General features: G+C 69.5%; 1 pseudogene. It reads right to left on the reverse strand.

The annotated features are described in order from the left end of the window. Positions 1-537: pseudogene (locus PYV61_RS26490) on the reverse strand (hypothetical protein); the annotation flags it as partial.

Below are 537 nucleotides of genomic sequence, written 5' to 3' on the forward strand. Positions count from 1 at the left end.
ATAGTCAGTGCCATAGTCGTTCCGGGGCGGATCGGTGACGAACCGGAGATCCTTGCGGCCGCTGCGCTCCCGAAGGTCTTGCTTGGTCGCGGCGAGCGCCTCGTCGACCAGCTGGCGCAGCAGGGGCTCGTCCATGACCCGGCCGCGCTGATCGGCATCGTCGGCGAACAGGTCGAACTCGAAGCCGCCGCCCGCTGCGCGGTACCGCTCCGCGCCCGCGATCCGGAGCAGGCGGGCATGGTCGCGATCGCCGACCTTCAGTTTCGCCCGGATGCTGTGCGGCTGGCGATAGTTGTCGAAGGGCTGGGCCTGCAGCTCCTGGAAGACCGCGAGCTGCAGCGCCTGGTCTGCGGTCGCGGCATAGGCGGCGGCCTGGTCGAAGCTGATCGTCTCGGCGACGAAGGCGGCGAACACCTCCGGGTGGAGCCCGGCGAGGCGCAGGTGCCGCTTAACCCAGATCAGCTCCTGGCCGAGCGCGGCCGAGATCGTCTCCGGATCATGACCCTTGCGGTGCGCCGAAAGGACCGCTTCGGCGGT

Source organism: Roseisolibacter sp. H3M3-2, from assembly GCF_029211165.1.
In the GTDB taxonomy this organism is placed as follows: Bacteria; Gemmatimonadota; Gemmatimonadetes; order Gemmatimonadales; family Gemmatimonadaceae; genus Roseisolibacter.